The organism is Halotolerantifilum yawarlongkerapense, from assembly GCF_054506745.1.
Genome location: NZ_CP199719.1, coordinates 695,675 through 720,305 on the forward strand (window position 1 = coordinate 695,675; position 24,631 = coordinate 720,305).

Below are 24,631 nucleotides of genomic sequence, written 5' to 3' on the forward strand. Positions count from 1 at the left end.
CAAGAAAGTACGAATCCCGTTGATACTTCTATTGATTGCAAGCCTGCTCCGGTGGGAGCTACTACCGGAAAGTCTCGCTAAGTGAAGGAGATCGTGTGCACTTTGATTCTCAGGTGCGCACCGAAGAAGGCGCGCTCGAGGCCGTCATGCTGAATGATGAAGAAGAGAAACTTCTGACCATCTCGGATGGCGATATTCTCACAGTCCTCGAAGAAGGAACCTACACCATGCGGGTCGAGGCCACCGATCACGTGGGAAGTTTTAAGTTACATTGGGCGGTGAGTGAATAATCCTTTTATTTGAATCGGCCGGTTCCCACATGCGGGACCGGCCCACTTCCTTTTTTGATCAGAAGCCGGCCTCTTCACCCACGATCATGAGAATCATCCGATCCGGTTCGCTCTGCCCTTCGGTGATCTGCAGGTGGAAGCACACGCGCTCCTCTGAATCGCAATCGACACAGCGACCGGCCGCAATACAGGGAGGCCGGTATCCCGCCCTGTGGGCATTCCGTGGTGCCGCGTGATCCTTGGCACGACGGATCGCTCGCTCGAGGGTTTCTTCAATCTTGTTCTTTCCCACGATCACAAGGACCCGGTCGGGTCCATAGGCCATGGCCGCCACACGATTCCCGCTGTGGTCGATGTTCACAAGTTGTCCTTCTGCTGAAATGGCGTTGGCACTGGCGATATACCAATCCGTTAGCAGGGACATTCGCTTAAGTCGCTTCACCTCGTCTGGGGTCGTTACAAGGGTCTTATCGTAGACCACATTTCCCCTGTCAGTCAGGGCTTCCGTGAGTCCCATCCCCCTGATTGTCTGCGAGTTACCAATACCCACGGTGTCTACCACGGGAATGATCGATAGCACGCGTTCTCTCGCCTCCGCAAAGGTACGGGCATACGCCACCCGAATATTCCTCCTCTTGAACTGTTCCTTTAGCTGTTGAAAATCCTGCTCCATTCTTCTCCCCCAATACTAGATCTGGTCTTCTCATGTTCTTTGACGAAGGGTTCTTTTCCTCCGCTTGCTTGCCTCTCTCCATTATACCGCTGTATCACCCAGCAAGAGCTTAAAACCGGGACCTCGACGCCTTCGATTTTTGGTGATTTATGAAGGAGGGTGGTAAATATAGAATGACAAGATCGATTTCCCGTTTGCGTAGCTAGGAGGCAAAGACAATGGACAAGATCCTAGAGTTGAAAAATATATCCAAAAACATCAAAGGGAAACCCATCCTAGAGGACATTAGCTTTTCGATTGATTGCGGCCAGGTTTATGGTTTTCTCGGACCGAACGGAGCAGGGAAAACCATGACCCTGCGTATGATCGTGGGCCTGATCCGTCCGACGACTGGCGAAATCCACATCATCGGTAAGAATATTCAAGGCGATTTCAGAGCGGCCATCGAAAGGGTCGGATGCATCATCGAGACCCCACAATTCCACGAGTATATGACGGGTTTCGAGAACCTGTGGCAACTGGCTAGTATGGAAAGAGGCATCCAGGAGTTCGAAATGATGGACGCCGTCAAAAAGGTTGGTATGCAGGCGCGCATCCACGACCTCGTCAGCACTTACTCCCTTGGTATGAAACAGCGCCTCGGCATCGCCCAGGCCATGATGAAAAAACCAGACCTCTTGATCCTGGATGAACCGACCAACGGCCTGGATCCCGCCGGTATCAGGGAATTCCGTGAGCTGGTTCGCTTTCTCGCCAGGGACACCGGCCTCACACTCCTCATCTCCAGCCACCTCTTGTCAGAAATTCAGATGATGTGCGATGAAGTGGCCATCATCCTCCACGGTCGAATCATCAGGACCCTGAAGGTTGACGATCTCCGCAGGCAGCAGAAGGTCACCTGGTCGGTAGATCACCCCGATCTTGCGATGAACGTGTTAGCAGAGCAATTTCCAGAAGTACCTATCACCAGGGTCGACCAAGAACTTAGCGCCATGATCGATTCCGATCTCCTCCCTCAGATCAACGAGCAATTGGTTCATGCCGAAGCGGGACTTCTTGAGGTCTGCCGACATCAGAAAACCCTGGAGGATCTGTTCATGGAACTGACCGGGGGTGAGACCATTGGATAGACTGGTTGAAAATGAAGTGATCAAGGTGCTCAAAAAGAAACGCCTGCACGTGATCCTGGCCATCCTGATCGTTTTGATCGGTCTCTTTACCTACGGAGAACAGTACACCCTCGAGCGCACCCGGGACCGGGTCACCACGGAGCTGGGCATCGAAAACACACAGCGCTGGCAAGACCTGATTGAACAACAGATCTCGGATCTCAACAGGCGACTGGACAGTCCCTACATCCCCGAGGAGGGCAAAGCCTCGCTCAGGGTACGGATCGAACAGCTGCAATTCTTTCTCGATGAAGGCATCGATCCCATCAGCCCTACTGCGGCACGATTCATGGGTGAGTTCATGGAGCAGTCGGTCTTTCTCCTTCTCCCCCTCCTGATCATCCTAGTGGGTGCCGACATGGTCTCCGGAGAGATGAACACTGGAACGATCAAGATGCTACTGACCCGTCCTGTCAGACGGTGGAAGATTCTACTCGCCAAATGGATCGCCCTTTCGATCCTTTCGATGCTAGTGGTCCTACTCATGGCACTTGTCTCACTTTGTGTTTCCCTGGTCGTCTTCGGTGTAGGCGGGTTCGACGAACCGGTCATCACGGGCTTTCGACTCGTGGGTGATCAGCTCGACACCTCAGTCGTACGCACGATTCCACAGTGGCACTACCTTCTGATGGTCTATGCCATCGGATACTACGTGGCCCTCGTCATCGGCAGTCTCACCCTGATGGTCTCGGTCCTGATGCAAAGTGCCGCGGCTTCGATCGGCGTGCTCATGTCCACCTTGATCGGCGGCAGTTTTCTCAGTTACTTTATCGCCGACTGGGCGATCACGCGTTATCTCTTTACCGTGAACCTCAACCTGATCGCGTTTTTATCGGGAAGTTTCCAGGTTTTCGAAGGACTGAGCATGCTCTTCTCCACCCTGGTACTCCTCGGATGGATGGTCGGTGCCCTGGTCATCGCCTTTGTCGTTTTCGAAAGGAAGGATATCTATGCGTAAGAGACAGCGCTTGCTATGGTATAGTATCGCGGTGCTTTTTCTCCTTGGCTTTGCGGGATTTCTCACCGGCTTCACACAGGCGCTCAACATCGGTCTCGCTGTCACTCGCACAAGCGAACCCGTGGGGCAATCGGATGATAGGCCCTCCCTTCCCTCCGCAGTGGCTGACGGGCACATGGTGGCCCTCGGCGACTCTCTCGCCAGGGGCACCGGTGATCCGACGGGTCGGGGCTTCGCCGGGCGCACCCAGGAGCTTCTGAGCCGAGATACGGGCGATGAGATTGATCTGATCAACCTGGCCGTCGAGGGAATGCGCTCAGACGAACTGCTCGATCAGTTGCAAGATCCCGGTGCACTAGTGCAGATCGAAGGCGCCCGTTGGATTCTCCTGTCGATTGGAGGAAACGATCTGCGGGATGTCGAAAGGACACCTGCGCTAGAGCAGGATAACTTATTTGCAGAACAGCAGGCACGTTATCTCGAGAACCTGGCCCAGTGTATCGATCAGATCCGATCGGTAAACGACAGGGGGCAGATTCTCGTGCTGGGCCTTTACAATCCAAACGATGAGGCTACGATCCGGACTCTCGAGATGCTCCACCAGTGGAACCATCAGACACAGTTGCTCCTCACACCACGGGAGCGCACCCTTTTCGTTCCCACTTACGACCTGTTCGCCAACCACCTCGAGGACGCTCTATCCTTTGACGGTCTGCATCCCAATGAACAAGGGCATCAGGCGATCGCGCGTCGATTTTCTGAGGTGCTCTCTCTATCGACAGAGTGAGCTGTTCAACACGATTTTCCTCATTAGATCCCTAGGATTATGAAAACATTTGCATCGATTCCAAGCGTATGCTATGATGACAAGGACAATTCAATCGAACGTAAACACTGGGAGTGTCGGTTAGGCCGACTGAGAGGAAGACCCGTTAAAGTCTTCGATCCCCGTACCTGATCTGGGTAATACCAGCGTAGGAAAGTGCTTTGCATAAAGTTTATCTCTTTTTGCTAAACGAGAGCATCGCCTGCGGGTGATGCTCTTTTTTTCGTCCCAACAGGTCGTTCGATCGAATCACTTCTTACCAAAACAAAGGAGGTTAGCATGCACATTCGAAAACTAACGACCGCTTCTCTACTCATCGCACTGGGTGTCGTGACCGCACATATGATCTCGATTCCCGTCGGAGTCGCCCGCGCCTTTCCCATGCAGCACGCTATCAATGTCATGGCCGCCGTGCTGCTCGGCACCCCCATGGCTATGATCATTGCTTTTCTCATTTCCCTGCTTCGTTTCATGCTAGGCACCGGCTCCTTGCTCGCCTTTCCAGGAAGTCTCTTTGGCGCGGGACTAGCCGGGCTGCTTTACGCCAAGACCGGGAAGAAAAGTATGGCCCTCACTGGAGAGGTGTTGGGAACGACATTCCTCGGCGGTCTGAGCGCCGTATCCATCGCCCGACTGTTCTTGGGCTTCGGAGGTGCCGCCGGTTACTTCCTCCTGCCCTTTGGCTTGAGTTCGATGACAGGCGCTTTCATCGGATACGCCATCTTGCGCCTGTTACAGGGAGCCGGTAACACCGCCAAGGGCGTCAGAAAAGGAGGTCAAGTATGAAAAATGTACTGACGATAGCAGGATCAGATAGTTCGGGTGGAGCCGGTATCCAGGCCGACCTGAAGACCTTCAGTGCTCACGGAGTCTACGGTATGAGCGTAATCACGGCAATCACGGCGCAGAGTACACGCGGTGTCTTCGGCGTACAAAACGTAGACCCTGAGATCATCCGAAAGCAGCTCGACGTACTCTTCGAGGATATTGAGATCCACGCGATCAAGATCGGCATGGTTTCCACCATAGAGACCATCGAAGTAATCGCGGATTTTCTGGAGAATCACAGGGACATACCTCTTGTGGTCGACCCCGTAATGGTCTCGAAAAGCGGATTCCATCTCTTGGATCGAGATGCTAAAGATGCCCTGATCCGGCGTCTGCTCCCTCTGGCGAATCTTTTAACACCCAACCTCCCGGAAGCCGAGGTCATAACCGATCTTCCAGTGACCAACCTTGAGGAAATGAAAACGGCGGGTGAATCGATCCGCCGTATGGGACCTGATCACATCCTGATGAAGGGGGGCCATCTGTCGGGACAGATGGCGACAGATCTTCTGTACGACGGTAACTCTTGGCAAGCCTATCCATCGATCCGTGTACAGACGAAAAACACCCACGGCACCGGCTGCACCCTATCGGCCTCACTCGCGGCCAATCTGGCCAATGGACTGCCAATCCATGAGGCCGTGCAGCATTCGAAAGCTTACATCGACCGCGCCATCGCATCCGCCCTGTCCATTGGCACAGGACCCGGACCCGTCCACCACTTTCACCCCTTCTACGATCGTACGGGCAAGGGTATCCACCATGATGAAACTTGATTTCGAAGAGGCCTTGCTCCGGATCCGAGAGAGCAGACCGCTCGTCCATCACATCACCAATTATGTGACAGCTTGCGACTGTGCCAATGTCGTGCTCGGCCTCGGGGGCAGCCCTGTTATGGCCGATAGTCCGGAGGAAGTCGTCGAGATGGTTTCCATGGCCTCGGCCCTTGTGCTCAACCTCGGGACATTGAGTCGGGATCGGCTGGAAGCCATGCTCCGGGCGGGAAAAGAGGCGAATCGGAAAGGGATTCCCGTTCTCCTGGATCCAGTGGGCGCTGGTGCCACGGTCTTTCGTTCGCAGGCTGCCAAGAGCCTCCTCGAGCAGATCACCTTCGCCTTTATCCGCGGCAATGAGTCTGAGATACGCTCGCTCCTTGGACTTGCCGGAGGTCCCAGAGGTGTCGATACGCGTGATTCTTTCACCGAACCTTCGACGGAACTGGCCGCAAAGCTTGCCCGTACTTACGCTACAACCGTCGGTGTGACCGGTGCGGTCGACATCGTTTCGGATGGTCGAAAGACCTATAGGGTGCGCAATGGACATCCTATGCTCACTACGATCACAGGAACGGGCTGTATGACCACGTCGCTGATCGGTACTTTTCTCGGTGCTCATGTATCTCCGCTAAAGAGCGGTCTCCTGGGCATTTCCCTTATGGCCATCTCTGGTGAGCTGACAGCCGAGTCACTGACACCAGAACAGGGAACGGGTCATTTTCATAGTCATCTCATGGACTTTTTATCCCGATCTGTAGCGAATGATTTGCGAGAGCGATTGCATCTTGAGGAGGCAACGAACCATGATTAATCTACAAGAGCAGCTGAAGCTGTACCTGGTGACGGATGGTAACATCACATCGGACGAATCCCTCTTGTATGTGCTCGAGGAGGCGCTGATCGGCGGTGTGACCACAGTGCAGCTAAGAGAAAAAGGCTGCACCACTAAAGACTTCATGCGCCGCGCAAAACGCGCGCACGCTCTAACGAGAAGATACCAGGTCCCGCTCATCATCAACGACCGGGTGGATGTGGCCCTGGCGATTGGAGCAGAGGGCGTGCACCTTGGTCAGCAGGATCTTACCGTTGCCGACGCCCGGAGAATCACCGGACCCCATATGCTCATCGGGGTTTCTACTGCGACCCTAGAGGAGGCAGTGATCGCTGAGTCCGAGGGTGCTGATTACCTGGGTGTGGGCGCCCTCTACGCCACCGGTACCAAGACCAACACAAGACCGGTGTCACTCGATACGCTCAGAAGGATCACAAGCAAGGTTCAGATTCCAGTCGTTGCCATCGGGGGGATCAATCATGAGAATACCCCTCCTGTAGTCCGCTGCAATGTGCATGGTATCGCCGTCGTCTCCGCCATATGTAAAGCGACTGCTCCGCGCGAAGCCGCAGGGCAATTCATCGAAACAATTGACAAAACAAGGAGGAACGCATGATGCTTCCCTACGCCATAATCATTGGTTCACTGTTTACCGCTGTCGTCCTTTTCTCCGTGATCGGTATTCTGCACAGCAAGGGTAGAATACAGGGTAGCGATGACTTTTTCACCGCCCGTGGTAGCACGGGTACGGGCTATCTATCCGCTACTTTCATGGCCTCATTTCTGGGCGTCTTCATTCTCTTCACACCACCAGAGGCAGGCGCCATCGGTGGGATCAGCGCTGTTGTCTTCTACTCCCTTGGGCTCGCTGGTCTTTACCTGGCCTTTCTCTTCCTCGGCCCCAAGATCCGTCAGTACCTTCCTCACGGGAGCACGCTCAACGATTACGTCTCTATACGCTACGGCAGGGGTATGTTCACACTGACCTTTCTCATCTCACTCTTCTACATGTATGTGCACCTTATCGCCGAACTAACAGCCATAGCACTCCTTGCCCGAGAGATGGCAGGTATTCCGATGCTTCTCACCGCTTCTCTCGTGGGAACTGGTGCGCTGGTCTACACGACCTACGGCGGTTTGAAAGCCTCGATCTTCACAGATGTGATCCAGATGATCCTAGTTATACTCCTGCTCGTCATCACGGGTATCGGTATCACGGTTTACGTCGGCAGTCCCACCGCCCTTATCGATGGAACCCGTGAACTGATGCCGCAGCTCGTGCAGTTTGATAACCCGGTGGGAATCGAATTCGGCTTGACACTGATGATTGCCGTGATGGTGGCAAACCTCTTCCACCAAGGCTACTGGCAGCGAATCTACGCGGGAAGTAATGATAGCAGTCTGCGCAGAGCGCTCAAGATCTCCTTGGTTCTGGCCGTTCCGATTATGCTGTTCACCGGTCTCCTGGGCGTGTTCTCCACCGGCCTGGGCTATACCACCAACCCGTCCGTCGCGTTGTTCGCTATGATCTACTCTACCTTCCCAGTCTGGTTGGTTCTAGTCCTTTTCCTTCTGGCCGTCGTCCTCGTGATGAGCACGGTGGACACGCTGTTGAACGCGCTGGTGACGAGCTTGCTCCTCGGTTCTAGAAAGAGACAATCGGCGGTGGATATGAAGGTGCAATCGCATCGCATCCGGTGGATCGGCATCGGCATCACGATCTCAGCAGCATGGATCGCCTCCATGGGCTTCAGTGTTCTCTCCCTCTTTCTCCTGGCTGATCTCCTCTGTGCGGGTCTGGTCATCCCCTTGTTCTACGGTCTCTACGACGCCAGATTGTCGGGAAAGGTCGCTCTGATCGCATCGGTGATTGGTGTGCTCTCGGGTGTTCCTTTCTTCCTGAAGGGGGAGCTCTTGATCAGTTTCCTGCTCCCGCTCCTCTCATCGACCGCCACTATCTTGATCGGTTTGGCCTTTTATTCTCCAAAAAGACAGAGCGCGGATCAATCCGTGTAAAGAAAGGAAGAGGTTGCCCCGCGGCAACCTCTTCTTCTATCGCGTAATTATTTGTCGATGAATGAAAACCGATCCACCCTCTGTCCCTCCACCTCCTTTTGATCGAGGAACATCTCGAGCGGTCGCACCCAGATGCTGTGGTCTCCGTACAGTTTCTCGTAGACCACTACTTCTTCCTCCGTTTCGCTGTGCGTGGCAATGTGGAGCAGTCGGTACTTGTTGCCCTTGAAATGTTTGTAAATGCCGCCTACGACCAAGTCTTCTTTTCTCATGAGAACTCCTTTCTCTTTTCGTGTTCATTCTATTCTACACGATTTTCCCTCGTAAACTGACGCGCATCAAGGTTTCGCGAGCGATTCTCCTGTAGCATGGACTTACAAAGAAAGCGAAAGGAGCAAACCATCATGTTGAAAAACATCCACCAACACAAACCTACCCTCACCTTCGTATCCGGTCTGCTCATCGCCCTGGGCTTCCTACTCGGCGGCGTAGGTTTTGGATTTTGGCGAGACATCGCATTGATCCTAGCGACATTCGTAGCCAGTCTCCCCATTGCCGTTACCGCCTATCGTTCCCTCAAGCTTGACGCTCCCACTGATGTTACACTAGTTTTATAGACACGTTCTAAGCGATTTAAAACAGCTGCGGTAGAGTGGCATCTCCTAATTTGAATAGATGATCGCGTATCGATATACTTGAATGAGTTAGGAGATGATAGAAATGGCAAACAACCGAAAGCACTATGATGATGATTTTAAAAAGATGATAGTCGACCTATACAAAAGTGGACGATCTGCAGATGAGTTAGCCAATGAGTTCGGCATCTATCGCGGAGCAGTCTATCGGTGGAAGAAAGAGTTTGAAGTCGTTCATCAAGATAATGGGCAAGCCTTAACAAATCGCGATATGACTGAGATGAAGAGAAAAATGGCTAAAATGGAAAAAGAAAATGCCATCCTCAAAGATGCTTTAAGAATCATGTCAAAAAAGTAACGACCGGGCAGCTCCATCAGACCGCGCACGAAGTTGTAAAGCTTCACAGTAGCTCAGTATCAATGACGTGCGACCTGCTCGGTATTAAGCGGTCAACGTTTTATGAAAAGGAATCGAGAACCCCAAGCCAGCGAGATCGAGAGAACCAGGAGCTGCGGGAGCAGATTCTACGGATTTGGATGAACAGCAAAAAACGATACGGAGCACCCAAGATCAGAATGCGCCTCAATGAAAAGCGTGCGAAGAAAGAGCAAGGAGCCGTTGGCATCAACCGTGTACAACGCTTGATGAGAGAACTGGGTATTCATTCGATTACTAAGAAAAAGTATAAGCACCACGCTTCAAAAGCGAATCACGACCCTCTTCTAAAAGATTTGATTGGTAGAGATTTTAGGGCTTCGACGCCTTTTGAAAAATTAGTCAGTGATATTACATATATTCATACCGCGAGACACGGGTGGTGCTACCTCGCTGTGATCATGGATGTATACTCAAAGGCTGTCATCGGTTGGTCATTCTCAAAGAAAATGGACGCTCGGTTAACGAGTGATGCTCTCAAGAAAGTGATTAAAAAGGGACTGTTTCACCGAGGTACGATTCTACACTCAGATCGGGGTAGTCAGTACACCGCTCACGCCTATAGAGCTTTAGCTAAAAAATATGGCTTTCAGCAATCTTTCTCAGCTGTGGGCTGTCCATACGATAACGCGTCCATAGAGTCTTTTAACGCTGTTCTGAAAAAGGAACTCGTGCACCATGAGAAGTATGATACGTACCAGCAGGCTCATATTAGCCTCTTCCAATATATTGAAGCATTCTACAACAACCAACGGATCCATGGGTCCATTAATTACCGAACACCCAATGAAATGTTGAAGAGTCACTAGCAGCAAACTTTTGGGTAGAATAGTGCAAGCTAGGTTTATGCCGCGAAAGCCACTTCGGTAAGGGTGAATCCCCTCTGGTATGCTTTCAAGGTTTGATAGGGCTACCGATTGATAGACTCAGGTGTCCAGAGGGGATAGGGCCCCTGCCGAAGTGGAACGTGGAATAAATAATTCAGGAGAGAATCCATCCTTAACAGCGATTTGCTTAAAACTTGTCCAAAAACTTGACTTAGATCCACACAGCTAAAGCAGTGGGATTCCCGAGTGATGAAAAAGCGACTTCCTGCGAAGCATATTGTTCCATTTCTGACCGCTTAGTGTGACCTCGGGCCAAGGGGGCGCCATCACCCCTCCTAGGGCAGTGCGTGTAACACCCTAGGCTGATAGACTGTTACCGTCTAGCATAGTCTTGCGCTGGATATTGCTAGCCCCGACAAGATCTCTGTGAGCCTCAAATCCACACTGACAATGATGTTTTCTATCGTTCGCTGTGTTTTTTGTCCCTCAAGAAGGACACGTCTTTGAAGTATAGGCAGGATCTACATACATGACCTCGATACCTTCCAGCTTTGCCTTGTACTCAAAGAACGACGATAGACGATAGAAGGACCACTTATGCAAGCTGTGTTTGTTTTTTCGACATGTTCTTGTCGTTTTTCGGATGCAAAAGAACAGCGCCCTCATTCAAGACCCGACGGCCGTGAACGAGAGCGCCTGTTATGCTCAATGTCGATAAACTCGGTTGGCCGAGGAGAGGGGCTCCGAGTACATCGATAGGATATTATGCTAGATGATCGAGTGCTGCGAAAGAAAGCTTTCTAGCTGATGTCGATCTGGTAGGGCTTCCTTGGCTCCACGGGCTGTAACCGATAGCGCGCCGGTTCCGTTCGCATAGCGCATACGGTCGGTAGCGGAAAGGCCTCGAATCATGGCGCTCAGGTAGCCAGCGGCAAAAGCATCCCCTGCTCCGGTTGTATCCAGTGGCTTTACAGAGAATCCTTGAGATGCAAACTGAACACCTTCTCGTGTCACGAGTATGCTTCCCTCTTTGCCCTGCTTGTAAATAACTGTCTGACATCCTTTTGAGAAAAACAATGAAAAGTCTAGATCCTCGTGATCACCAACCAACTGTTGGTACTCCACACGATTGAGAAACAATAGATCGACCAGTGGCAGCAAAGGTCCTAACACTTCCATCCCATGTCTGCAGATCAAACTGCCGGGATCAAAGCTGGTTTGCAGTCCATTCTTCTTCGCACGCTCCAAAAGGGGTCTCACCATGTGCAGTTGCGGACTGCTCATATGAAAAATGGAAGCGGTAGCAAAGAGATCCTCCGGTAAATCTGCCTCGGACATCGCCGCGTTTGCACCGTAATGGGTCATCAGGCGTCGTTCTCCGTGATGATCCAAAATTGAGATCACCATTCCTGTCATCTGATGTTTCTTAACGATCAGACGAGAAAGATCAACACCTTCTGAGCGAAGCTCTCCCAGCATACGATCTGCAATGGGATCTGAACCTGCACAGCCTAGAAAAGCCACCTCGTGACCCAATCGAGACAATCCCACGGCAACATTTGTCGCAGCACCTCCACAGTGGATCGAAAGATCTTCAATGGGTAGCTCCTCATCGGGTTCTGGAATGCGATCCATGCGGCCGATATAATCGGCATTCAGATCCCCATAGCATATCACCTCTGGGTATCCCATATATTTCCACCTCCTGCTTAATCTGTCTAACGATACTTGTTGACTACATCCATCAAGCGCTTGGTTCTTTCCACACTGACGGGATTCCACCAAACACCGTCCTCTTTGAGGTAAGATCCCACGATTGCGCCACTGGCAAACTTCAATATTTCATCAGCATTCTCTGGCGTCAAGCCACTACCCACGATCACGGGTAAATCTGTGCTTTCACATATTCCCCTGAGTTCCTCGATACGCGTGGCATCACCTGTGCGATTACCCGTTGCGATCAACACATCGGCATCAAAGAAAATATTATCACGTGTCTGCTCACCTAATGACCGATCGGCCACAATCGCATGACTGCCGTGCTTCACGTGCACGTCTGCAAGCACTTTGATGTCACTAGCCCTCAGCATGCTCTTGTAGCGCATAGCTTTGGCCGATGCACCCTCCATGATCCCTTCGTTTGCCACGTAGGCGTTAACCCACTGATTCGATCGCACCCACTGGGCTTCTGTGACCTTTGCTGCAGCTAGAGAGGCCAGTACGCCGTTGGCTAAAAAGTTAAATCCAAAGGGCAGCTTTACCAGTCTGGTCACCTCTTTGGCCAGCACAGCCAGTGCTGATACCGTCTCATGTCCGAGATCCTCTGGTTTCGAAAAGGGGATGTCCCATGCATTTTCAAACATCAAGCCATCAACGCCACCTTCTTTCAGTGCGATGGCATCACGGATGGAAAACTCAATGATCTCTTCCATTGTCTCTCCATTGTAACGGGGAGCGCCCGGAAGTGGTTTCGTGTGGATCATGCCGATAATTGCTTTTTTCTTATTGAAGATCGTCTCAATTGCATTTGGTTTTTCAGGTAAGATTCCTACATGTTTCATAATTAGACTCCTTTCTATGGCTAACTCTTCTTATTTGATCTTTTCATATTCAGGTTATTGACCCATACGGCCAAAAGAATCACTAGACCCTTGACCATCATCTGGTTATAGGAGGATACGTTCATCAGGTTAAGGCCATTATTCAAAATGCCAATGATCGCAACACCCATAAACGTACCACCGATGGAGCCAACTCCTCCCATGAGGCTGGTTCCGCCGAGCACAACTGCAGCGATGGCATCGAGCTCTGCACCTTCACCAACGTTGGGAGACCCGGTGGATAAACGAGAAGCCAAAATAATCCCGGCTAAAGCCGTCATGAGACCAGCGTAGGCATAGACACCTATAAGTGTCTTGTTGATGTTGATCCCACAGAGTCTGGCTGCTTCTTCGTTCCCACCTACCGCGTAGACATGACGACCAAAACGAGATTTCTTTAGAAGCAAATGTCCCGTGATCCCCACGATCACCATCACAATAACGGGGATGGGAATAATCCCGATGTAACCACGCCCGAGCATCTTGAACGCTTCAATCTCCACATAGATTGGTCTTCCTGTTGTGTAGACAAAAGCCAAACCGCGAAGAACCGTCATCAAAGCAAGTGTCACGATAAAGGCCGGGATTTTCTGTGTAGAGATAATAATCCCTTTGCCTGCTCCGATAAGGGCTCCAATCAATAGAACTGCTACCATTGCAACGGGTATGGATAATCCCATGTTCACAATCAACCCCGCTGTAATGGTACCAATCAAAGCCAAAACGGCTCCAGCGGATAAATCGATTCCCGTCGTGATGATGACAAAAGTCATACCAACGGCTACGATTGCATTGGTCGATGCCTGCCTCGCTACGTTTAGCAGATTGTCCGCTGTTAAGAATCGATCTGTCATCAGACTGATGATCAGAAAAATCAAAATGAGTCCGATGCTTGCGCTACTCTTTCCTGCAAACACTGACCGTATTCTGTCCTTGAGGCTCCGTTGGGAGGCCAAGGGTTTCTCCTTTGTGATATTTTTACTACTCATTGATCTCGCCTCCGAATGCTAGGGTCAGGATATTTTCTTCTGTCATTTTGTCATTTGATAGAATTCCCGAAATATGACCTTCGCGCATGACCAAAATGCGGTCGCTCATGGCCAGTAGTTCTGGAATCTCGGATGAAATCATCATAATGCTGACGCCTTTCTCGACAAGATCACCCATCAGCTTATAAATCTCGGATTTTGCACCGACATCGATTCCCCTCGTAGGTTCATCCATAATCAGTAACTTGGGGTTCAACATCAACCACCTGGCGATCAATGCCTTCTGTTGATTACCTCCGCTGAGCTTATTGATCTGCTGGTGCATAGAGGGTGTTTTGACACGCAAGCGTTCGACTTGCAAAGCGACAGCTTCTTCCTCTTTAGACTCATCCACAAAGAAATCTTTGAGTTTACCGAAGACTTTGAGACCGGGTAAGGTCATATTTTCCTTCACCGACATATTCAAAACCAGGCCAGTCCCTTTTCGGTCTTCTGATATGAAGCCCATCCCTTTTTCAATGTGCTTCTCAGGACTACCTTTATGAAGCGTTTCTCCATCGAATTCGATTGAGCCCGTTTGATAATCCCGTAGGCCAAAAACCGCCTCCGCTACCTCAGAACGCTTACTACCGACCAATCCACCGATACCAAAGATTTCACCTTTTCGTATGTCAAAACTAATATCATCAAAGGTTCCTACTGAAGCCAATTCTTTTACGCTCAATAGTACGTCACCGATGGGTACTTCGATTTTCGGGAAGAAGTCATCGACTTTCTTATTGACCATAAGATTCACGAGCTGTTCTGTACTCGTCACCCCATCTATGGGCAGCGTATCAATCACCTTCCCATCTCGCATGACAGTTACCCTGTCACAGATAGCGAAAATTTCTTCCATGCGATGTGAAATGTAGATGATACTGACGCCCTCAGCGCGTAACTCCTGAATCAATTGAAATAGAATCTCCGTGTCTTGCTTGGTGATCGACGAGGTTGGTTCATCCATAATCAAAATTTTTGTATCCATAGAAAGCGCCCGAGCAATTTCTACCATCTGCTGCTGAGCTACACTTAAATTCTTCACAAGCGTAGTGGGTTTCACATTTAATTTGATCCGCTCGAACAGCTTGGCCGTCTCTTGGTTCATCGTCTTATCATCTATTAGTCCATAGCTAGGATGACGACGTTCACTCCCCATGAAAATGTTCTGTGCTGCTGTCATTTCGGGAAACAAAGTGAGTTCTTGGTAGATTGCGTTGATCCCAAGACGCTTCGATTGATGCGGGGTCATGTGTGTGATGTGCTCTCCCCGATAGATGATTTCACCTGAGGTCTTCTCATAGGCACCTGTCAAGATTTTGATGAGCGTTGATTTACCCGCTCCATTCTCTCCGAGCAAAGCATGGATCTCTCCTTTTTCCAATGTGAATGACACACCATCGAGGGCTTTGACTCCGGGGAAATGTTTTGTGATCTGTTGCAATTCCAATACGGTTTCTCGCGACATCTGATTCACCACCTTAAAACTGATGTTAAAGAAGCATCAAAGTGGGAGATCCTATGGACCTCCCTGCTTTGATCGCCCCGATAATTTCTTTTTCTTATTGGTTCAAGAATTCATCAACATTTGCTGCGTCGTAGAGAAGAACTGGAACAGGAATGTTCGCGTCGATTTCTTTACCTTCAATTTTATCGAGTACGGCGAACACAGCCTGACGACCCATTTCTTTCGGTTGCTGTTGAATCATAGCAAGGATGTTACCCGACTGGATCCCACCTGCCGCTTCTTCTGTCAGGTCGAAACCAACGATCTTCACGTCTTCACGACCCGCTGACTCTGTTGCGGCCATGGAACCCAAAACACTATTTTCAGCAGTTGCGTAGATGATATCGATATCCGGATCTGCCTGTAGAATATTCTCCACGGTATTCATTGATTCTTCGCGGTCGTAACCCGGCTGCGGGTTCAAGATCGTAACGTTCTCCATACCTTCAAAAGCAGTGAGGAATCCGTCGATCCGCTGACGCTGGATGCTCGACTCAAGCCATGTTACCACTGCGATCTTGGCTTCGCCTCCCAGTTCGTTTCTGATGTACTCCGCGGTGTACTCTCCTAGCTCTGCACCGGCTTCGTCATTGAGTGTTCCGACGAAGCTATCCACAGCATCGGTATTCAATTTCATGTCGATCGTCACAACCGGTAATGACTGCGCAGCTTCTTCAACGGCCGGAACAATCGCTGAGGGATCTGTACCCACTACAATAAGACCCTGAACATCCTGCTGGGCAAAGTCTTCAATAGCAGCGATCTGTCTTTGAGGATCGACATTGGGATCATTCACAAGCAAGTTTACATTTCGTTCTTCGGCCGCTTCCTTCATACCTTCATCCATTGCAATAAAGAACTGGTGCCGAAGTGTTACAGTCGTTGCCCCGATGGTAATCTCTTCAGGTGCATCACCACTCGTTTCTTCAGGAGCCGGTTCATCTGCTACGGGTGATTCCATTGTACAACCTGCGAATAACGTTACAGTCAAGACCAAGAGCAATGCTAAACTCATCATTTTTTTCATTTTTGTTTCCCCCATATGTTTCAAGTAGTTTAGTTACGACTTAACCTGATGGTGTATTTGTACTTATCAGCACGGTAGTGCATCATGACATACTCCACCGGTAAACTCTCGCTGGTATAGGTAATCCGTTCGAGAATTAAGAGCGGAAAACCCTTTTGAATCCCCAGCATAGTAGCAATTTCTTCATCGGCAATACCGCCTTCTAACGTTTCGTCCGCATAAGCCAGTACCACTCCCGACGATTCCAAAGCATCGTATATCGATTCAGTGTAATCAAAAGTATCGATGGATGCCAAGGGAGTCCCCTTTAGAACGGAAAGGTTAATATAACTATCATGGATTCCTACTTCCTCACCATTGATCAGACGCAATCTGTTGATATTTAGAAATGAAGTATCTTTTTCCAAGCCCATCTTATCAGCCACGTGAGGATATTTTCCCTTTTCGATCCTCAGAGTTTCTGCTTGGGGATTGAGACCTTTCGATCGAATGTCCTCCGTAAAGCTCGTGAGATTCGGTAGGCTGTGAGATAGTTTCGGGAAGGAAACAAAAGTCCCTTTCCCTTGTTTCTTCGTTACGAGACCGTCATTGACCAGTTCGTTCATCGCCTGCCTCACGGTAATTCTGCTGACACGATACTGATCCTGTAGTTCCTTTTCCGAAGGAATTGGATCCCCAGGTTCCCATACCTTATCTTTGATCTTCTGAGCGATCAACTCTTTGATCTGAATGTAGAGTGGCACGTGTTTGGATCTGTCAACTTTCATAGAGGACCTCCTTATATTATAACGTTATAACCTTTTGTTATAATATATTTTACGCTGAACGACCTGATCTGTCAATCTCAATCAAGTGTGCTCACCTCGTAGCTCCTCTTAAGATGACTTATCGTTTCCTGTCCATTCCATCACTAGCAATGCTATGATTTTGATAAAATCTAGGTACTGATCAATCTCCACATACTCATCGATTCCATGGGCCCTTTCTATGCTGCCCGGTCCGAAGAGCAGTGTGTCCGTCTTACCGTAATGCTGTAGAAGACGCGCATCACATCCGTAAGCACACCCCCTGATTAAGGGTGGTTTCCCAGTGATCTGCTCTTTCATCTTGCCGATCAAATGGCTAATCGGCTCATGATTTGGCATTTGATAGGCACTCCCCTCTTGATAAAGCTGAAGATCAGGAGCGTGTTCACGTAGCCAGTCATCGGACTGAGCATAGTGATCGATGCACTCTCGAACTACCTTTTTCATTCTTTCTCCACGACCCTGTTCATCCGCAAGGCCCATGGGAAAATGAAACCCAAAGTCAAGAGTGCACCGATCAGGAACGACTGATCCTGCCATGCCACCATGTATGGTGCCAATGTTTAGCGTTGGCGGTGGATAGAAAGAATCTTTGTGGTTCATAGCCAATTCCTTTTCGAGCGACTGCAGGGCCTCAATCAGACCCATCATCTTCTCAATGGCATTGACCCCACGCCATTTCAGTCCCGAATGGAGTGCCTTGCCCACTGTGGTCACCTTGAAGAAAACCCATCCCACATGTGCGGGCATGATCATCAGCTCCGTAGGTTCTGCCACAATCGCCAGGTCAGCCTGGTAGCCTCGGTCGATCGCCGCAATGGTGCCTCCCCCACCTCCTTCCTCATCCACGACACTTTGGAAAATGATATCTCCTGCGGGTTGAAAACCCAAATCGACCAAGCTCTTCACTGCGAGGAGCATCCCCGCAAGACCCGCTTTCATATCACAAGCACCACGCCCGAAGAGTTTTCCATCGGTTCGATGGGGTTCGAGCGGATGGGCGGACCATTGATCTAGTGAGTCAAAGGGCATTGTATCCATATGACCATTGAGAAGGAGGCTACGTCCAGATCCAGTACCCTTGAGAACACCGACTAGATTCTCTCGATCGGCATAATCGTGGCCCAGTGATGCCTCGGGATAATGCTTCAGTCGATCGTCATCAGGACTGAAGCGATCGATACGCAGGTTCATGCGTTCCATGGTTCTTTCGATAATCCGTTGTCCATTCTCTTCACTGCCACCGTCTATGCCATGATTCTTGTTGGTCGTATCTTCTCGTATCAACGCTTCCAGATAGGCAAGATGTTCTTCGCGATGCGCCTCTAAATAGTCCATTATTGTACGTTGATCGATCATTGTTTCACCATCTACTTCCCTGCCAACCAACGTACAGACTGTTGCCACAGTCTTCCGTAATCGGACCACTCGCAAAATGCTGGTGGTGCCCAGTGGGGAGAACAATCGGAGGCAAAGGCCATCGTACGACCTTCTCCATACATTCCAACAGCAAGGATCGGATCATCTTCTCTCTTGAGCAACAAATCTGCTTCTTCCTTTAGGATCAGGCGATTGTAACCGAGAAGATGCGGCCAATCGTTGCTTATCCCTTGTAAGATCGGATGACCTGCGTTCTGCACTTCGGGTGTGAAGCCTTCGGGAACCTCTTCTCTGTCGTCGTACGGATAGAGAAAGACCGGCAACAAGGATTCTATCGGGCTACGGTGATATCTAGCTTTGCCGTTGATTCCCTGGAAACTCATGTAGCCACCGATCATGCAGAAGCCGCCACCGTCTGCAACAAACTGTTCGATTAACTTCAGTCGATTCACAGTGATTTCGGATCGCTGGAAAGTTTCTGGGGTGAGCAGGAAGGTATCCGCACCTACGTCACTCAGTAAGACGACATCAAAGGCACCCAACGCATCGAGCGTTTTCGGGAAATCTGCTGCCACTTTGTGCGAAGGCATATAGGTGATCTCAATGTCCTCGCTTTCCAACGCATCAAAAATCCAGCGCGTCGCCTCTTCATAGAAGCCTACCGAAAAAAAATCAAATCCTTTCCCTTCAGTCAATTGTGTGTGCCACGATTCGCCTACAAAGAGTACTCGAATCATCTCATCATCCAATCACATCACTCCTTTCAAAACAACATGTCATCATGTCGTTATAACGTTTTCCTCATCTTTTATGATAAGTCAGACAATTAAAAAAATCAAGTGCTTTCTTCAATTAATTTGTAACTCCTCTTCCTCTTCAGACGATTTCACAATTTGTAAACGCAAGACGAACCCCGATCGAACGGGTCAAAGACCATTCGATCGGGGTTCATCTTACATCTAGAATCGTTTGAGCATATGATTGGTGAAAATCACCCTGTCTTTATATTCTGCGTCTACAATTTGGTTTTCTGAGGGTCATTACTTTTTCTTTTTCCTCCAGTAGTTGATGGACTTTCCCTCTTTGCGCCACTGGGCGAACTCTGCCGTTGCAGTAAAGAGTGCATCCGTCGATGAGTTCAGCGCTGTTTCTGCAGAGTCCTGGACCACGCCGACGACGAAGCCCACGCCGACCACCTGCATGGCGAGATCATTGGGAATGCCGAAAAGGCTACAGGCCAGCGGAATGAGGAGAAGTGAACCCCCGGCAACCCCGGAGGCACCACAGGCGCTCACGGCCGCCACGAGGCTAAGCAGCAGGGCTGTACCGAAGTCCACGTTGATATCAAAGGTATTCACCGCCGCGAGCGTCAGCACGGTGATCGTGATGGCCGCTCCGGCCATGTTGATCGTGGCACCCAGCGGAATCGAGACCGAGTAGGTATCCTTATCGAGTCCCAGCTCGTCGCAAAGCGTCATGTTCACGGGAATATTGGCGGCCGAACTTCTCGTGAAAAAGGCCGTGATCCCACTATCCTTGAGGCACTTGAAGACCAAGGGGTATGGATTCGTGCGCGTATTGATGAAAACGATCAGCGGGTTCACGATGAGTGCCATGAAGAACATGGCACCGAGTAGTACCAGCAAGAGGTTCCCGTAGCTCATCAGCGCGCTCAGGCCGCTCGTGGCGATGGTATCAAAGACCAATCCCATGATGCCCAAGGGTGCGAAGTTGATGACCCACCGTACGATCTGGGACAGCGCCTCGGCGAAATTGTTGATCATGGTCTTTGTGGTCTCGGGCACATCCTTGAGGGCAAAACCCAAGAGGAGGGCCCAGGCCAAGACACCGATGTAGTTGGCGTTGTAGAGGGCGCTGACGGGGTTATCCACCAGATTGAGCAGCAAAGTTCTCAGCACTTCGGTTACGCCGCCAGGAGGCGTGATGTCCACACCACCGGTAGCCGCGAGGGTCAGCTCCACGGGGAACAGGAAGCTAAAGGCTACGGCAGTGAGCCCGGCGAGAAAAGTGCCGAGAAGATATAAAAAGATGATGGCCTTCATATTGGTCTTATGACCGCTCTTATGCTGGGCGATTGCCGACATGACTAGGAAGAAGACCAAGATCGGTGCGACGGCTTTGAGCGCACCGACGAAAAGAGTGCCGAAGATACCGATCGGGGCAGCCGCCTCCGGTACGGTTAAGGCCAACAGGATACCGATGGCCAATCCGATGATGATCCTTTTGACCAGACTCATCTGGTTCCAGCTGTTCAGTAGTTGTTTCATAAAATCTCTCCTTTGCATTCGTCAGGTTTCCAAGTTGTCTTCGCGGAGGTAAATATTCCTTCATTGGGTCAAATGCCACCGCTTCCATCATCCATGTATCGGTGATGAAAGACAGGCGTTTTTGCGTCGTCATCTTTGTTTCGTTTTTGTCACATGTACAATAATCGCACAACCACACAAAAAAAGCAACCGCAGTTGCTTTTTTTGAGATGTATAATTTTTTTTGCTTGGCCATCGTTACCAATCGTGCGAAGACATTCCGCATAGGTTTCATCTCCACGGGAGCGCAAAAAACGCATAAAATTGAGCACTCAGCAATGTGGTATGATAGAGAAAAGACTGCCCAAGCGTTGTATCCTGATCGGAACTGAACCTTTCATAACTTCCGGTCGTCGAGAGGAGTCACAGATGATGAGAAATATACTGGTCGATTATATGGCGCGCTTCTCCGACGCGCCCTTAGAAGAGCTTCGGGACATCGCAGACAAGGTGTTGGTGAAATCCTACGAGCAGGGAACCCTCTTGCTCCGGCAAGGGGATGTCCCTGACAAATGTTACTTTGTGCTAAAGGGATGCATCCGCCAGTATACGATCGACGAGGAGGGACGCGAGACCACCTCACAATTTTACACCGAAGAGCAGAGTGTCACCATCTTTACCGAACACAGCAATGACAAGACATCCAAGTACTCGCTGAGCTGTACGGAGGAGTGTGTCCTCGTGGTCGGTGATCTGACAACATCGGATGAGCTGACGGAAATCCACCCGGCGCTCGAAGCGATGACGAGAAAAATGATGGAGGCGAATATCGCCGGTGCTACCGACCATTTTGCGGCTTTCGTCGCCAAAAGGCCCGAAGACCGCTACAAGGATCTCTTGGAGAACCGGCCGAATCTCATCGAACGCGTGCCCCAGCACCAGTTGGCCAGCTACCTGGGCATCACTCCGGAATCACTCAGCCGCATTAAAAAGCGCATGCAGGCATCCGACGAAGAATCCTGAGGGGTTCCCTACTCTGTCCGACCGCCGGTTTTCTCGATAATCGCCAGTTCGGTCTTTTTCACCTGGAGTTTTAGTTCTTCCCTGGCGGTCTCGTGCTCGAGCTTTTTCAAGTACGCCTGGTAGAGAAACAGGGCGATGAGCAGGACAACGGAGAGTCCCACCATGATGGTGATATAGAAAAATAATTCCAATTCATTGCCTCCTTAAGATATGCACGGTTCATGGGTGCTGCTGATAGCTCATAACGACTCGTGATCGAGGACCAGGTTGCTAGCCCTTGATCAGTAGCCAGACGCCGAAGCCCACTTCGCCCACCATCATGGGGAGACTGAGTACGGTCTCCAGGAGTCCTGCGGTGGATGCGAAGGCTGGTCCCAGGGCCCCCAGCAGGTGAATGAGCGTGTAACTTACTCCGGCGACCAGTAAAAGGTATCCCCAGAGCTTTGGAATCGATTGATCGCGAAGAACGATCCAGCCCACCAGGAAAAGATGGGCACCGAATAAAATGAGCCCCATGGACCAGAGGGATTCAAACCGCGCGATTGATCCGATCAATTGGTCGGCTACCTGATCGGTCGATGACATCGACGCTAAGGAGATGGAGGCCGCCCGTACGAGAGATCCAACGGCCAGGGCCAGGACCCCAGAGTAGATCAAGCGGATCCAACCAGTCAACAGGGCGAGGCCCCTGGAAATCGGTGCCAGGTAGCGGTAGAATGCGTAGGCCACCAGGACGTCGGTGATCACGATGACGACCCACCCCAGGATTTCGAATCGAAAGAGCAGGGAAGACGCTCGAACATTCTGCAGGGTGGCAGCAGGGTCGGCGCTATTGACGAGTGACGAGTGAACGAATCCATATGAGAAAAAAGCCGCGAAGGTCATGATCAGCAGGGAGATTCCAGCCATGAGTGCAAAGGGTCTTCTTTGTTCTTGGAGCGTATTGGTTTGTACCATTGGTTTACCTCCTTATTGGTTATCTGAAGTTTACCATACACGGAAGAAGGGGCGCATTGACGAAAGTCAATATGCCCCTTCTTTTCTCGATTTTCTCTCCTCTTATAAGCATAGATACGTGTTGATGGGCTTTTCCCCGTAACCAGGCTTATCCGGTCTTCCTTCCGAGCAGAGCATCCCTTACCTTCCATATGCCTGCCTTCGCCTATGGTTAGCAGAAAAGCTTATCAGTAAAACTCCTTGAAGCCTGATGTCCGTAGCCTCGGAAAGATCAGTGGACCCATTCACAAACGGCCACTGTACAGCATCTCCTGTGTGCTGACTCTATCAACGGGTATACATAATGATAAGGAAATCAACTGAATCCTTAGAAATCCCCAGTTAGACGGGATGCTCGGATGAAGTTGAGCGAAAGGAAACTGAATTAAGGAGGAATTACGTTGAGACGAAGAACACTATTGAGTCTCATGCTAGTATTATTCATCGGTTCTTTGGTTGCACTGTCGCCCGCAGCCGCCCAAGAACACAATACGATGGACAAGGCAAATGAAAGGGCCTACTTAATGGGATTGATTGAGGACGCCGAAGCCACGGGAAACCCAGGATTAAAAGAATGGGCACTGAAACGGGCAGAAATGTATAATATTATGCTCGGTACCAATGGAAGAAAGATTTCAGTAGAAGCTTCCGGGGAAGGGATCTGGATGATGCCCGGATTGCGTGAGCTAGACCCTCATATTTTTGGCACTCCGCAAAATCCCGATCATACCCAGTTGTTGCCAGTCGAACAAAGAATGGTCAGCGCAGATGGCACGCGCTTCACAACTACTGCAATGCCCGGACCGTTTTCAAATAATATTGCTGAAATCGATAATGGCCACTTCAACCTTTACGCCGAAGATAACACGTTGTTAGATCATCCAGATTCCGAAGACCAGGCTGAACTAGAAGCCGTCTTCTATGGACCTATGGGCGAAAAAGAATATCGCGTTACACTGGATACGATCCTACCGGTTGGACCCGAACACAACTTCTTCGGAGGAGTCGGTACAGACGTACTGATCCACGGGGACTCGAATATTGGTGAGCCGCTGATGCCCAAACTGTGGAACTATACAACCGCTTGGGGTCTTGGTGAGCTGTACATCGATGGTGAGATGGTCGATAGCAATCGACTGATTCACTTGATGGTGAGCCAGAGGGTTAGAGACGAGAATTTTCAGCTCGGATTAAATGTGGCTATGCCGAACCAACTGGAGATTCATCTGATCCTACCCCCTACAAAAGTCGAAGAGGGAGCCGTCTTTGATAACCCGGTACCTACGGGTGTCATGCTTCCGAACGGTGAAGAACAGCCCTTTATTCACGTCAATTTTTACGAGAATATTGAAGTCACCGGTAATCGATTCTTAGAATAACCCTTGCCAGTAGACTAAGGTGCAAACCAACGATAGCTGTTGGTAAGCAGACACCTTCGATAATACGCACAACTGAGAAACCTATGGTGATGAAATCGCGGATCTTTAGATCCTGCGACTTCATCACCTTTTTTTGGTGTTTAGTACATAGAATTTCCACAGAAAAGAAAAAAACGATTCCCGTCTTCACAAGAGCATGGCGAACAAGCGGGTCCCCTGCTAAGGTATCCACAGGGATTCTTGCGGTCCAAGATAGGAGAGATTCCCTTCTTCATACATAGCAACTACCTCTGACATATGATTTTGGCTAGCATTTCACCTCCCCTTTTGCAATGGGAAGGTGAAATGTCGT

General features: G+C 50.3%; 26 protein-coding genes, 2 pseudogenes and 1 riboswitch. Of the genes and pseudogenes, 14 read left to right on the plus strand and 14 right to left on the minus strand.

The window, feature by feature from the left end; genetic code table 11:
- Positions 1–95 precede the first annotated feature (95 nt).
- Positions 96–290, plus strand: coding sequence for a hypothetical protein (locus ACULM0_RS03375; protein WP_463679059.1), 195 nt, complete (start codon positions 96–98; stop codon positions 288–290).
- 58 nt (positions 291–348) lie between these two features.
- Here ACULM0_RS03375 and ACULM0_RS03380 read toward each other — a convergent pair whose 3' ends face one another.
- On the minus strand, positions 349–963 hold the full coding sequence (locus ACULM0_RS03380) for a lactate utilization protein (protein ID WP_463679060.1): 615 nt from the start codon (positions 961–963) through the stop codon (positions 349–351).
- Positions 964–1,181: 218 nt separating this feature from the next.
- On the opposite strand from ACULM0_RS03380, the gene ACULM0_RS03385 reads away from it, so the two are divergent.
- From ACULM0_RS03385 to ACULM0_RS03420, 8 genes are all read left to right on the plus strand, one after another.
- On the plus strand, positions 1,182–2,093 hold the full coding sequence (locus ACULM0_RS03385; protein ID WP_463679061.1) for an ABC transporter ATP-binding protein: 912 nt from the start codon (positions 1,182–1,184) through the stop codon (positions 2,091–2,093).
- Positions 2,077–3,090, plus strand: coding sequence for an ABC transporter permease subunit (locus ACULM0_RS03390; RefSeq protein ID WP_463679062.1), 1,014 nt, complete (start codon positions 2,077–2,079; stop codon positions 3,088–3,090). Before ACULM0_RS03385 ends, ACULM0_RS03390 begins: the two co-directional genes overlap by 17 nt.
- Positions 3,083–3,877: a GDSL-type esterase/lipase family protein gene (locus ACULM0_RS03395; RefSeq protein ID WP_463679063.1), complete on the plus strand. Its 795-nt coding sequence runs from the start codon at positions 3,083–3,085 to the stop codon at positions 3,875–3,877. Before ACULM0_RS03390 ends, ACULM0_RS03395 begins: the two co-directional genes overlap by 8 nt.
- 99 nt (positions 3,878–3,976) lie before the next feature.
- Positions 3,977–4,088, plus strand: a riboswitch (TPP riboswitch).
- 107 nt (positions 4,089–4,195) lie between these two features.
- Positions 4,196–4,702, plus strand: coding sequence for an energy coupling factor transporter S component ThiW (gene thiW / locus ACULM0_RS03400; protein ID WP_463679064.1), 507 nt, complete (start codon positions 4,196–4,198; stop codon positions 4,700–4,702).
- Positions 4,699–5,520: a bifunctional hydroxymethylpyrimidine kinase/phosphomethylpyrimidine kinase gene (thiD, locus tag ACULM0_RS03405; protein ID WP_463679065.1), complete on the plus strand. Its 822-nt coding sequence runs from the start codon at positions 4,699–4,701 to the stop codon at positions 5,518–5,520. Before thiW ends, thiD begins: the two co-directional genes overlap by 4 nt.
- Complete coding sequence (gene thiM / locus ACULM0_RS03410) at positions 5,507–6,331, plus strand: hydroxyethylthiazole kinase (RefSeq protein ID WP_463679066.1); 825 nt, start codon at positions 5,507–5,509, stop codon at positions 6,329–6,331. Before thiD ends, thiM begins: the two co-directional genes overlap by 14 nt.
- Positions 6,324–6,968 (plus strand): thiamine phosphate synthase, encoded by a 645-nt coding sequence (gene thiE / locus ACULM0_RS03415; RefSeq protein ID WP_463679067.1) that lies wholly within the window; start codon positions 6,324–6,326, stop codon positions 6,966–6,968. Before thiM ends, thiE begins: the two co-directional genes overlap by 8 nt.
- Positions 6,965–8,368 carry a sodium:solute symporter family transporter gene (locus ACULM0_RS03420; RefSeq protein ID WP_463679068.1) on the plus strand — a complete coding sequence of 468 codons (1,404 nt, stop codon included), beginning with the start codon at positions 6,965–6,967 and terminating at the stop codon, positions 8,366–8,368. Before thiE ends, ACULM0_RS03420 begins: the two co-directional genes overlap by 4 nt.
- A 47-nt stretch (positions 8,369–8,415) precedes the next feature.
- Here the strand turns inward: ACULM0_RS03420 and ACULM0_RS03425 are convergent, their stop codons facing one another.
- The gene (locus ACULM0_RS03425) at positions 8,416–8,640 is read right to left on the minus strand and encodes a DUF1653 domain-containing protein (RefSeq protein ID WP_463679069.1); all 225 of its coding nucleotides are present in this window, start codon (positions 8,638–8,640) and stop codon (positions 8,416–8,418) included.
- A gap of 132 nt (positions 8,641–8,772) precedes the next feature.
- Here ACULM0_RS03425 and ACULM0_RS03430 point away from each other — a divergent pair, with 132 nt between their 5' ends.
- From ACULM0_RS03430 to ACULM0_RS03440, 3 genes and pseudogenes are all read left to right on the plus strand, one after another.
- The gene (locus ACULM0_RS03430; protein ID WP_463679070.1) at positions 8,773–8,985 is read left to right on the plus strand and encodes a hypothetical protein; all 213 of its coding nucleotides are present in this window, start codon (positions 8,773–8,775) and stop codon (positions 8,983–8,985) included.
- A 103-nt stretch (positions 8,986–9,088) separates the two neighbouring features.
- Complete coding sequence (locus ACULM0_RS03435) at positions 9,089–9,361, plus strand: transposase (protein ID WP_463677602.1); 273 nt, start codon at positions 9,089–9,091, stop codon at positions 9,359–9,361.
- 26 nt (positions 9,362–9,387) lie between these two features.
- Positions 9,388–10,248 (plus strand): annotated as a pseudogene (locus ACULM0_RS03440) (IS3 family transposase); the annotation flags it as partial.
- Positions 10,249–10,623: 375 nt separating this feature from the next.
- Here ACULM0_RS03440 and ACULM0_RS03445 read toward each other — a convergent pair.
- The 10 genes and pseudogenes from ACULM0_RS03445 to sstT form a co-directional block, all read right to left on the minus strand.
- Positions 10,624–10,932, minus strand: a pseudogene (locus tag ACULM0_RS03445) (zinc ribbon domain-containing protein).
- Between the two features lie 102 nt (positions 10,933–11,034).
- Positions 11,035–11,958, minus strand: coding sequence for a carbohydrate kinase family protein (locus ACULM0_RS03450; protein ID WP_463679071.1), 924 nt, complete (start codon positions 11,956–11,958; stop codon positions 11,035–11,037).
- A gap of 26 nt (positions 11,959–11,984) precedes the next feature.
- Positions 11,985–12,827, minus strand: a complete 843-nt coding sequence (locus ACULM0_RS03455) for a BtpA/SgcQ family protein (protein ID WP_463679072.1) — start codon at positions 12,825–12,827, stop codon at positions 11,985–11,987.
- A gap of 20 nt (positions 12,828–12,847) precedes the next feature.
- Complete coding sequence (locus tag ACULM0_RS03460; protein ID WP_463679073.1) at positions 12,848–13,855, minus strand: ABC transporter permease; 1,008 nt, start codon at positions 13,853–13,855, stop codon at positions 12,848–12,850.
- On the minus strand, positions 13,848–15,362 hold the full coding sequence (locus ACULM0_RS03465) for a sugar ABC transporter ATP-binding protein (RefSeq protein ID WP_463679074.1): 1,515 nt from the start codon (positions 15,360–15,362) through the stop codon (positions 13,848–13,850). The genes ACULM0_RS03460 and ACULM0_RS03465 overlap by 8 nt, the downstream gene beginning before the upstream one ends.
- Before the next feature lie 94 nt (positions 15,363–15,456).
- Positions 15,457–16,428, minus strand: coding sequence for a substrate-binding domain-containing protein (locus ACULM0_RS03470; RefSeq protein ID WP_463679075.1), 972 nt, complete (start codon positions 16,426–16,428; stop codon positions 15,457–15,459).
- 29 nt (positions 16,429–16,457) lie between these two features.
- Positions 16,458–17,195, minus strand: coding sequence for a GntR family transcriptional regulator (locus tag ACULM0_RS03475; RefSeq protein WP_463679076.1), 738 nt, complete (start codon positions 17,193–17,195; stop codon positions 16,458–16,460).
- Positions 17,196–17,303: 108 nt separating this feature from the next.
- Positions 17,304–18,593 (minus strand): ArgE/DapE family deacylase, encoded by a 1,290-nt coding sequence (locus ACULM0_RS03480; RefSeq protein ID WP_463679077.1) that lies wholly within the window; start codon positions 18,591–18,593, stop codon positions 17,304–17,306.
- 11 nt (positions 18,594–18,604) lie between these two features.
- The gene (locus tag ACULM0_RS03485) at positions 18,605–19,363 is read right to left on the minus strand and encodes a glutamine amidotransferase (RefSeq protein WP_463679078.1); all 759 of its coding nucleotides are present in this window, start codon (positions 19,361–19,363) and stop codon (positions 18,605–18,607) included.
- Positions 19,364–19,654: 291 nt separating this feature from the next.
- The gene (gene sstT / locus ACULM0_RS03490; protein WP_463679079.1) at positions 19,655–20,902 is read right to left on the minus strand and encodes a serine/threonine transporter SstT; all 1,248 of its coding nucleotides are present in this window, start codon (positions 20,900–20,902) and stop codon (positions 19,655–19,657) included.
- A gap of 408 nt (positions 20,903–21,310) precedes the next feature.
- On the opposite strand from sstT, the gene ACULM0_RS03495 reads away from it, so the two are divergent.
- Positions 21,311–21,904, plus strand: a complete 594-nt coding sequence (locus tag ACULM0_RS03495; protein WP_463679080.1) for a Crp/Fnr family transcriptional regulator — start codon at positions 21,311–21,313, stop codon at positions 21,902–21,904.
- A gap of 8 nt (positions 21,905–21,912) precedes the next feature.
- On the opposite strand, the gene ACULM0_RS03500 is transcribed toward ACULM0_RS03495, so the two are convergent.
- Together ACULM0_RS03500 and ACULM0_RS03505 are read right to left on the minus strand one after the other, a co-directional pair.
- Complete coding sequence (locus ACULM0_RS03500) at positions 21,913–22,095, minus strand: hypothetical protein (protein ID WP_463679081.1); 183 nt, start codon at positions 22,093–22,095, stop codon at positions 21,913–21,915.
- Between the two features lie 79 nt (positions 22,096–22,174).
- Positions 22,175–22,861: a DUF4386 domain-containing protein gene (locus ACULM0_RS03505; protein WP_463679082.1), complete on the minus strand. Its 687-nt coding sequence runs from the start codon at positions 22,859–22,861 to the stop codon at positions 22,175–22,177.
- 440 nt (positions 22,862–23,301) lie between these two features.
- On the opposite strand from ACULM0_RS03505, the gene ACULM0_RS03510 reads away from it, so the two are divergent.
- Entirely contained in the window at positions 23,302–24,279 is a 978-nt protein-coding gene (locus tag ACULM0_RS03510) for a hypothetical protein (RefSeq protein ID WP_463679083.1), read from the plus strand.
- Positions 24,280–24,631 lie beyond the last annotated feature (352 nt).

Coding starts and splice junctions, on each gene's coding strand:
- ACULM0_RS03380 (WP_463679060.1), bottom strand. CDS start 963: ATGGAGCAGGATTTTCAACAGCTAAAGGAACAGTTCAAGAGGAGGAAT.
- ACULM0_RS03425 (WP_463679069.1), bottom strand. CDS start 8,640: ATGAGAAAAGAAGACTTGGTCGTAGGCGGCATTTACAAACATTTCAAG.
- ACULM0_RS03430 (WP_463679070.1), top strand. CDS start 8,773: ATGTTGAAAAACATCCACCAACACAAACCTACCCTCACCTTCGTATCC.
- ACULM0_RS03475 (WP_463679076.1), bottom strand. CDS start 17,195: ATGAAAGTTGACAGATCCAAACACGTGCCACTCTACATTCAGATCAAA.
- ACULM0_RS03470 (WP_463679075.1), bottom strand. CDS start 16,428: ATGAAAAAAATGATGAGTTTAGCATTGCTCTTGGTCTTGACTGTAACG.
- ACULM0_RS03450 (WP_463679071.1), bottom strand. CDS start 11,958: ATGGGATACCCAGAGGTGATATGCTATGGGGATCTGAATGCCGATTAT.
- ACULM0_RS03455 (WP_463679072.1), bottom strand. CDS start 12,827: ATGAAACATGTAGGAATCTTACCTGAAAAACCAAATGCAATTGAGACG.
- ACULM0_RS03495 (WP_463679080.1), top strand. CDS start 21,311: ATGATGAGAAATATACTGGTCGATTATATGGCGCGCTTCTCCGACGCG.
- thiE (WP_463679067.1), top strand. CDS start 6,324: ATGATTAATCTACAAGAGCAGCTGAAGCTGTACCTGGTGACGGATGGT.
- ACULM0_RS03435 (WP_463677602.1), top strand. CDS start 9,089: ATGGCAAACAACCGAAAGCACTATGATGATGATTTTAAAAAGATGATA.
- ACULM0_RS03385 (WP_463679061.1), top strand. CDS start 1,182: ATGGACAAGATCCTAGAGTTGAAAAATATATCCAAAAACATCAAAGGG.
- thiD (WP_463679065.1), top strand. CDS start 4,699: ATGAAAAATGTACTGACGATAGCAGGATCAGATAGTTCGGGTGGAGCC.
- ACULM0_RS03505 (WP_463679082.1), bottom strand. CDS start 22,861: ATGGTACAAACCAATACGCTCCAAGAACAAAGAAGACCCTTTGCACTC.
- ACULM0_RS03465 (WP_463679074.1), bottom strand. CDS start 15,362: ATGTCGCGAGAAACCGTATTGGAATTGCAACAGATCACAAAACATTTC.
- ACULM0_RS03460 (WP_463679073.1), bottom strand. CDS start 13,855: ATGAGTAGTAAAAATATCACAAAGGAGAAACCCTTGGCCTCCCAACGG.
- thiM (WP_463679066.1), top strand. CDS start 5,507: ATGATGAAACTTGATTTCGAAGAGGCCTTGCTCCGGATCCGAGAGAGC.
- sstT (WP_463679079.1), bottom strand. CDS start 20,902: ATGAAACAACTACTGAACAGCTGGAACCAGATGAGTCTGGTCAAAAGG.
- thiW (WP_463679064.1), top strand. CDS start 4,196: ATGCACATTCGAAAACTAACGACCGCTTCTCTACTCATCGCACTGGGT.
- ACULM0_RS03420 (WP_463679068.1), top strand. CDS start 6,965: ATGATGCTTCCCTACGCCATAATCATTGGTTCACTGTTTACCGCTGTC.
- ACULM0_RS03395 (WP_463679063.1), top strand. CDS start 3,083: ATGCGTAAGAGACAGCGCTTGCTATGGTATAGTATCGCGGTGCTTTTT.
- ACULM0_RS03480 (WP_463679077.1), bottom strand. CDS start 18,593: ATGATCGATCAACGTACAATAATGGACTATTTAGAGGCGCATCGCGAA.